Genomic DNA, 6,545 nt, shown 5'->3' with positions numbered 1-6,545 from the left:
TCCGGTCAGAGCAACCCCTGTCAAAAACCTCCGCTGGCGGAGGGCGGGCATGGACCTGTTTTTTGTGGCAACTTTTCTTGCTGTCTCTGCCAGTTCAGATTCTGCCTGAATCTGATTCCCAAAATCTGCCAAGTCTGAATTACCTGTTTGCAGGATTCTCAGATTGAGCTTTTGCGGGACTTCTTGGTACTCCACCGCAAAGGAATAGAAGCTGCCGTCCTCAGTTATTACCGTAAGATTGCTGTTCTGCAATTCACTGTTTTCAGCTTTGACCTGTAGGATGTTTTCAACAGCACTGGCTTTCTGGACCAGAATGTTCCGGTTTCCCCGGTCCACGCTTTTTATTGCATAGGGAAAAATCAGGTTGGTGGTCATCTGATCGCTGATTTGGAGCTGGGAGGCAGGAATGGTCTGTGAGGAACCTCTGGAAATACCCTGTGCTTTTAAATCAACAGTAGTAAGCAGAACCAAAGCTGCAAATAAAATGAGATGGGTAATTTTCATGTGATTAGATTTAAGGAGTCGGGGAATAATTACTTGTTTTCAACAATCCAGACCTGATAGCCTGCTTTGAGATTTACTTTGACCTGTCTGATCTTTTTGTCCAGGAAGCTTTTTGCGGTTTCTATCCCGGCACTGGCAGCTTGGGCTTCCAGGGAATTGTCAAAGCTGCTAACCCCCAGTCCCTGTAAGGCCTGATTTCCTGATTGCGAACTGACTTGCTGAGTAATGGAACCGGGAATCCGTATTCCTTCCATGCCGTCGGCATCATGGATGCGGAGATCTACTGGAATAATAGCATCGGATAGCCGGATATGACGGATGGAAATCTTCAGCCGGTCTCCGTTCAAAGAAGCTATCCCATACACCAGCTGGTCTTTGGGGAGTAAGTTGCCTGCGATGTTGGTTTCTTGGGTTAACCGCAACCTGACCGTTTCTCCGGAAGCCAGTGTCTGTTCTTCATGGATTACCGCCTGGATTGATTGGGAGACCTTGGGTTCTGTTTCATTGGTTTCCAATCCAAAGAAGCCGTTTTGGGCTAGGCTTTCATTTTGAATTTCATTCGGTGATGAGTTATGCAGACTTGTGGATTGGGGGTTGGAAACTGGTGAAATGACTGGGGTTTGATCTGATAAAGTTGCTTTTCGTTCTGCTTCAGCCCGTTGCTGCACCCGCTCTGGATGCTGGATGTCGAGAATCTTGTCCAGCAGTTCTGCCATATGCTGAAATTCGGGATCTGGCTGAGCGTTTGTACTCTGCATCTGCTGCATCATTTGATCCAGCCGGTCCAGATCCGCATCCAATCCTGAGTTTGATTGCATTGAAGCAGTACTGACTTCATCAGGATAAGCAGCTGCTGTAGTCACGGGTTCAGGACTTTCAGAAAGGGTTTTGTTGAGTGCTTCCAGTCTTTCTAGAATCAATTCTTCCTGGGTATCACTGTACAGGTTATTGGAAAGGTGTTGATTAGATCTAGGTTCTATCTCTTGTGATTCCAGTGATGGATTGGTCCCCTTTTCTGTTTCGGCATTGAATGCCATCCTGTAATAAGGGTCTTTTTTGACTTCCTGAAAGTATCGGCTGGAGTCGGTATAGGAGCGCTGGTAATGCCCCATTTTATCAAGGGATTTTTCCCCTGCTTCTGTTATTCCTGGAAGCTCCAGATTAAAGCCTTTCTGCTTTTCGCCAACAGGTAAATCACCCGGATTTTTGCCTCCTCCCAATGCCCAAAAGGTCAGGGTCAGGAAGGGCACAGTCAGGATTGGGATCATGAGCAGCTGCTGTCGCTTTTGCCGGAATTTTTGGTTGTTTGAATGGTTCATAACTATCGTGTTTGGATTTGGATGTCATAATTTTCAAGCGTAGTCCAGTTTTCAATGAGGAATCCATGGGGATTGTGCCCGCTTCTGGAGACAGTTCTTAAGTAGCCTTCTGTGATCAGTTGCCTGGTGACAATGGATCCGGTTCTGGTAAGAACCTGCTTGCCGTAGTACCTGAAATAGTAAGGGGTTTCCTCTAGGTCCACCTGCACACTGTCAGTCTGGATTTCCTGGCTGATATTTCCTGCAATGATGTTGGAGTAGTAATTGCTTTCCCGCAGGTTATCGTATTGCCTTTTAGCGGAAGCATCAGCCAAGTAAAGGGCTTTGGTAGTATTGGCTTTGATTACAATATCATCGGGGTCCAGCGTGAAGAAATACCGGTGGAAAGTTGAAATATGGTCTTTGGCCTCAACAGAAAGGTTGTCTCTTCTGTCAGTCAACAAAGCTTCCAGAACTTTCCCATTGGCCAGGATATATACCTTTTGCTGCAATCCGGCAGTCAGTTGCTGGCTTTGGTAAAGGGTAAACCCGGAAAAGAGTAGGCATCCGATGATTACAGCCAATGTGAACAGCCGGATTTGACGGAAGGCAGTATCGATATTTTTTGGTTTGGTAAACATGGTCGTTCTTTTTAGCTGTTGTTTCCTTTGAGTTTGTCGGATTGATACCTGTTTCCCTCATTGAAATATCCCGAGGAAGTGCTGTGAGAGGACATAGATTGACGGAGTTTGCCTGCTTGATCTCCTAAATAGTCTGCAGCCATGCTGGCACCTTTCCCCGCCAATACAGCTCCTGTTCCTGCCGCAGCTACCGTGTTGGTCGTTCCTCTGGTAAAAAAGCCAGTCACTTTATGTGGCAGAGATCCTCCCGAGGCAGCGTGGACGATGTAGTTTGCCATTGAAGGCACTGAGAAATAGCCGATGATCCCAATGATCAAAAAGATCAGGTACCCTGTATCGGTTGCCGAAAAGAAGGTGTCTCCTGTGCTTTCGATTTGTCCGATATCCAGTACCAGCATTTTTTCCTGTACAGTGCTGATGATAGCACCGAAGATATTGGCGACGGGAAGCCATAGATAAATGTTGATGTAGCGGGCAAGCCAGACCGTCAATGTGTGATGGAAACCGTCATAGACGGAGAGCCCAAAAACCAAGGGACCCAGAATGGAAAGTACAATCAGCTGGAAGGTTCTCAGTGTATTGATGCAGAGCGCTGCGGCTTCAAAGAGCAGTTGTAAAATTTCTGCAAGAGCTTGCTTGATCCAGTGCTTGAAGTTGAAACTCCATTTTGCACCTTCAAATTCTAATTTGCTGCTGAGGGATTCCCACCAGGATTTACCTGAATCACTTCCCTCAGGTAATCCTTCGGTATATTTGAGCCATTTTTCATAATCTCCTTCGTGGTGATTGTTGCGGAACATCACTCCCTGAATGGTTCCTTTGACAAGCTCTTCTTTGTGTTTTAACAGATTCTCGATTGCCAGATTGGAATTGTCCACCATTGCTGCTGTGGCGGTGACGGTAGGGTTCATCACTCCATTTATCAGGGATAAAACTGAGGGGAAAAGAAGAATGCAAAAGCCGATGACAAAGGGACGGAACAGTGGGTAGAAATCTATGGGTTCCACATTGGCAATAGACCGCCAGACTCTGGAGGCGATATACCATAAAGCTCCAAAGCCAGCTATTCCCTGTGCCACGCTGATCAACTGGCTGCACAGCGGCATCATCTCGGTGTATAGCTCTTCCAATACACCATGCAGTCCCCTGTCATAGCCTACCTGTGCATGCGAAGTCACCGGGATAAGAATGGTTATTGAAAGTGCAGTGATGGATTTAAGAAGTGCTTTCATGGTGTTTGACAGGCTTAGTTGTCCTTATTTTAATAGAGGTTTCTTATTCCATCCAGTTCCTGCTCGCCTCTGGATCGGCTGATAGCCAGTAGCTGGGTTTCCTGGTTGAATGCGGTCAGGAACATCAGCTTGTCCTGTATTTCCAGGTGAATGTGGTCTATGGCTTCCAGCCGTTCTTCATCGGACATTCTCAGTTTTCCTGCAGTCAATACCAGCGTCAGTTCATCAAGTTGTTGCAGGCTTTTTTTAAATAGATTTCCATAGACTTGAGACAGGTAAGAGATTTCATTTACTGTAAACTGGCCTGAAGCTTTGAAGCTGGAAAATGCCCGTTTGTAATCCCTGACCAGCTTGATCTGATAGCTGATGATTTCTGCTGTTTTGTGGTAGTTTTTTACAGCAGGGCTGACCTGGAGGAGTTGATTGAGGAAGGCTTCATGCAGGCTGAAGTTTCCCGAGGCCAGGTTTTCAATCTGAGAATAGCCTGTTCTCAGGGTGGTGTACCCTTTTTCCAGATCAGCAAGGATCTGCTTGAGTTGTTCCAGTTTGGTGACGTTGAGCAGGAGCTGAGCAGCCTCTTCTGCCTGGGCATTCGAATTTTGAAGCCCAACTGACAGGTATATCGGGATTAAGAAAATTAGGAATGGTTTCATAGCTCGTTTAGTCTTGGGATGTAAGGAATAGACTTTTCTGATGTTCGATTGCCTGGGATTCATGTTGACGGGAAAGGCTTAGATTTTGGCAGTTTTGGTAGAATCGGACGGTATAGGTGTAGGCTTCCAGCATACTTCCATGTATTTTTTTGAGTAGAATGGCCCTTTCAGAATCACTCATTCTCAATTCATCATTTTCAAGCAGGGTTTCCAGCTCAATCAGGATATTGTTGCAGTCTTTAGCAATGGACTGAAGCACATGGCGGATGGTTTTTTCTTCTGAGGCTGTGAAGCTGTTTTCAGCAAAGAGTCTATTGGGAATTTCTAAACTCAGTTGTCTGGTTTTGGAATAGAGAGCAATGGCGCTTTTTGCTTGTGGATGCTTTTGGAGTTTGGGATTGACTGTAGAAAATGAGCTGAAATAAGTTTCATGCTGCGCGTAATCACCATTTTGAATGGTATGCACCAAACCCAATCCTTTGGATGCTACTTCATAGCCTTCTTTGAGCACAGCTCCATAGGCTTTCAAGGCAATGAGCTGCTCTGCCAGATACTTCTTTTGGGTATCTTTCTGCTTCCACCATTCATTCCAGGTTTGGGCATGGGAAGGCAGGGACATGCTTGCCAGATAGAAAATGAGAATCAGTCGTTTCATGTTTTTGTAGTTTAATTGGGTGCTGCTTTAGCGGGTGATTCCGTAGAGGTATTGGACCTGTTCGAGTTCCTTGGTATTTGCAGCCCGTTGCAGACTGAGCTGCCCGTTGCTGAGATTGAAGGCTATCAGATCCTGATAGTTTTGATCCACCTTGTTGGCGGTTTCATTGATCAGTGCCAGTCGTTCCCCCTCGCTCATCTGCAGGGTAAAGGATTTGACCAGGAGGGCCATCTGGTCCAGGTTTTCCACCGTGGTTGCCAAAATGCCCCCATAGACCCTGGCCATATATTCCTTTTCCGATATGGTGAAATGCCCGTCCTGCTGGATGACTGCCCAGACTTTTTTGTATTCTGACACGATGAGTGCCTGCTTCTGGGAAATTTCTTTGATCCGCTGAAATCCTGAAATGGCTGATTTGACAGTCTGCAATTCATTGAAATATTTCCCGTATAAATCCCGCTGTTTTTCTGTCCAATCGGCAATTTGTTCCAGCTTGAGTTTGGATAAGGTGTTTTCCAATACCTTCTGGGCATTCTGCATCCAGAGCACTTTGTTCTGCTCGCGCTGGATCTTGAGGTCCATGGCCACAATCACTTTTTTCACACCCGCTTTGATAATTTCAAGGATGGCCAAGGGGACAGCTGCTTCACTCTGCCTTGGGGATAGCGTAAGGAAAGAGCACAGCAGGGTCAGAATCAGGGATCTGCGGAGTATTTTTCTATTGATTTTCATCTGTTTATAATTGTTTTTTTAAGTCCAGATGGAATCTTTGACGATTAAAATAATCATTGCTCTGTGTGTTTAATGATGATTTTAATAGTGTCGATTCCATAAGTGAATGGTTTAGTGTTGAGGGTTAGGTATCCGATTCAGCACAAAGGGCTGCAATTCCCTTTTGGATGGAACCAAAGCGTTCGGCATACTCCATGACCTTGATTTTCTCGGTTTCCTCGGTGGTATAGGCCAGGTATTCTTCTTTGGAAACCTCGGTGCGGTAAACTTTGGAAAGGGTGCCGCCCAGACTGATAAATACTTCCTTGTATTTGCGTTTGGGGTCATTTGCCATGTTGACAGAAAGTACCATTGCGCGTTCCTTATCCGTAAGCCCCAAAAGTTGCTGGATCTGGTCAAATTTGTTCTGGTATTTGGATTGATCGAGCAGGATTTTGCAGTCGCTGTTGTTGATGATTGCCTGCTTGACGACAGGCGAGCTGATGATGTCCTCTACCTCCTGGGTGACCACGATGGCTTCCCCGTAGAATTTGCGGACAGTTTTAAACAGGTATTTGATGTATTCAGCCATGCCTTCCTTGGCGATGGCTTTCCAGGCTTCTTCTATCAGTATGAGTTTGCGGATGCCTTTCAGCTTGCGCATTTTGTTGATAAAGACCTCCATGATAATGATGGTGACCACTGGGAAAAGGATGGGGTGGTCCTTAATGTTGTCCAGTTCAAAGACAATAAAGCGTTCCTTGAGTAGATCCAGATTTTCTGAGGCATTCAGTAGATAATCGAATTCCCCGCCTTTATAATAGGGGCGAAGCACATACAGGAAATTTCCG

Annotated in this window: 8 protein-coding genes; all 8 read right to left on the bottom strand. The window is 45.9% G+C overall.

Annotation, left to right across the window (positions count from 1 at the left end; translation table 11 throughout):
- Positions 1 to 504, bottom strand: a 504-nt coding sequence (locus ABJH64_RS06095) for a DUF4138 domain-containing protein (RefSeq protein WP_348299750.1), incomplete at its 3' end; no start/stop codon positions are given.
- Between the two features lie 29 nt (positions 505 to 533).
- Positions 534 to 1,823 (bottom strand): conjugative transposon protein TraM, encoded by a 1,290-nt coding sequence (traM, locus tag ABJH64_RS06090; protein ID WP_348299749.1) that lies wholly within the window; start codon positions 1,821 to 1,823, stop codon positions 534 to 536.
- A 2-nt stretch (positions 1,824 to 1,825) separates the two neighbouring features.
- Positions 1,826 to 2,443: a conjugative transposon protein TraK gene (traK, locus tag ABJH64_RS06085; protein WP_339880973.1), complete on the bottom strand. Its 618-nt coding sequence runs from the start codon at positions 2,441 to 2,443 to the stop codon at positions 1,826 to 1,828.
- 11 nt (positions 2,444 to 2,454) lie between these two features.
- Positions 2,455 to 3,675: a conjugative transposon protein TraJ gene (gene traJ / locus ABJH64_RS06080; RefSeq protein ID WP_348299748.1), complete on the bottom strand. Its 1,221-nt coding sequence runs from the start codon at positions 3,673 to 3,675 to the stop codon at positions 2,455 to 2,457.
- A gap of 29 nt (positions 3,676 to 3,704) precedes the next feature.
- Entirely contained in the window at positions 3,705 to 4,328 is a 624-nt protein-coding gene (locus ABJH64_RS06075; RefSeq protein WP_348299747.1) for a TerB family tellurite resistance protein, read from the bottom strand.
- Between the two features lie 7 nt (positions 4,329 to 4,335).
- Positions 4,336 to 4,983 carry a hypothetical protein gene (locus ABJH64_RS06070; protein WP_348299745.1) on the bottom strand — a complete coding sequence of 216 codons (648 nt, stop codon included), beginning with the start codon at positions 4,981 to 4,983 and terminating at the stop codon, positions 4,336 to 4,338.
- Between the two features lie 27 nt (positions 4,984 to 5,010).
- Positions 5,011 to 5,715 carry a conjugal transfer protein TraI gene (locus ABJH64_RS06065; protein WP_348299743.1) on the bottom strand — a complete coding sequence of 235 codons (705 nt, stop codon included), beginning with the start codon at positions 5,713 to 5,715 and terminating at the stop codon, positions 5,011 to 5,013.
- Between the two features lie 124 nt (positions 5,716 to 5,839).
- Positions 5,840 to 6,545, bottom strand: a 706-nt coding sequence (locus tag ABJH64_RS06060) for a TraG family conjugative transposon ATPase (RefSeq protein WP_348299742.1), incomplete at its 5' end; no start/stop codon positions are given.

The sequence above is a fragment of the Algoriphagus sp. genome (genome assembly GCF_039969895.1).
Classification (GTDB): domain Bacteria; phylum Bacteroidota; class Bacteroidia; order Cytophagales; family Cyclobacteriaceae; genus Algoriphagus.
This window is presented reverse-complemented; position numbering and strand designations above follow the sequence as displayed.

What these genes read in the sequence shown, in the direction of transcription:
- traM (WP_348299749.1), bottom strand. Translation starts at nt 1,823, where the DNA reads ATGAACCATTCAAACAACCAAAAATTCCGGCAAAAGCGACAGCAGCTG.
- traK (WP_339880973.1), bottom strand. Translation starts at nt 2,443, where the DNA reads ATGTTTACCAAACCAAAAAATATCGATACTGCCTTCCGTCAAATCCGG.
- traJ (WP_348299748.1), bottom strand. Translation starts at nt 3,675, where the DNA reads ATGAAAGCACTTCTTAAATCCATCACTGCACTTTCAATAACCATTCTT.
- ABJH64_RS06075 (WP_348299747.1), bottom strand. Translation starts at nt 4,328, where the DNA reads ATGAAACCATTCCTAATTTTCTTAATCCCGATATACCTGTCAGTTGGG.
- ABJH64_RS06070 (WP_348299745.1), bottom strand. Translation starts at nt 4,983, where the DNA reads ATGAAACGACTGATTCTCATTTTCTATCTGGCAAGCATGTCCCTGCCT.
- ABJH64_RS06065 (WP_348299743.1), bottom strand. Translation starts at nt 5,715, where the DNA reads ATGAAAATCAATAGAAAAATACTCCGCAGATCCCTGATTCTGACCCTG.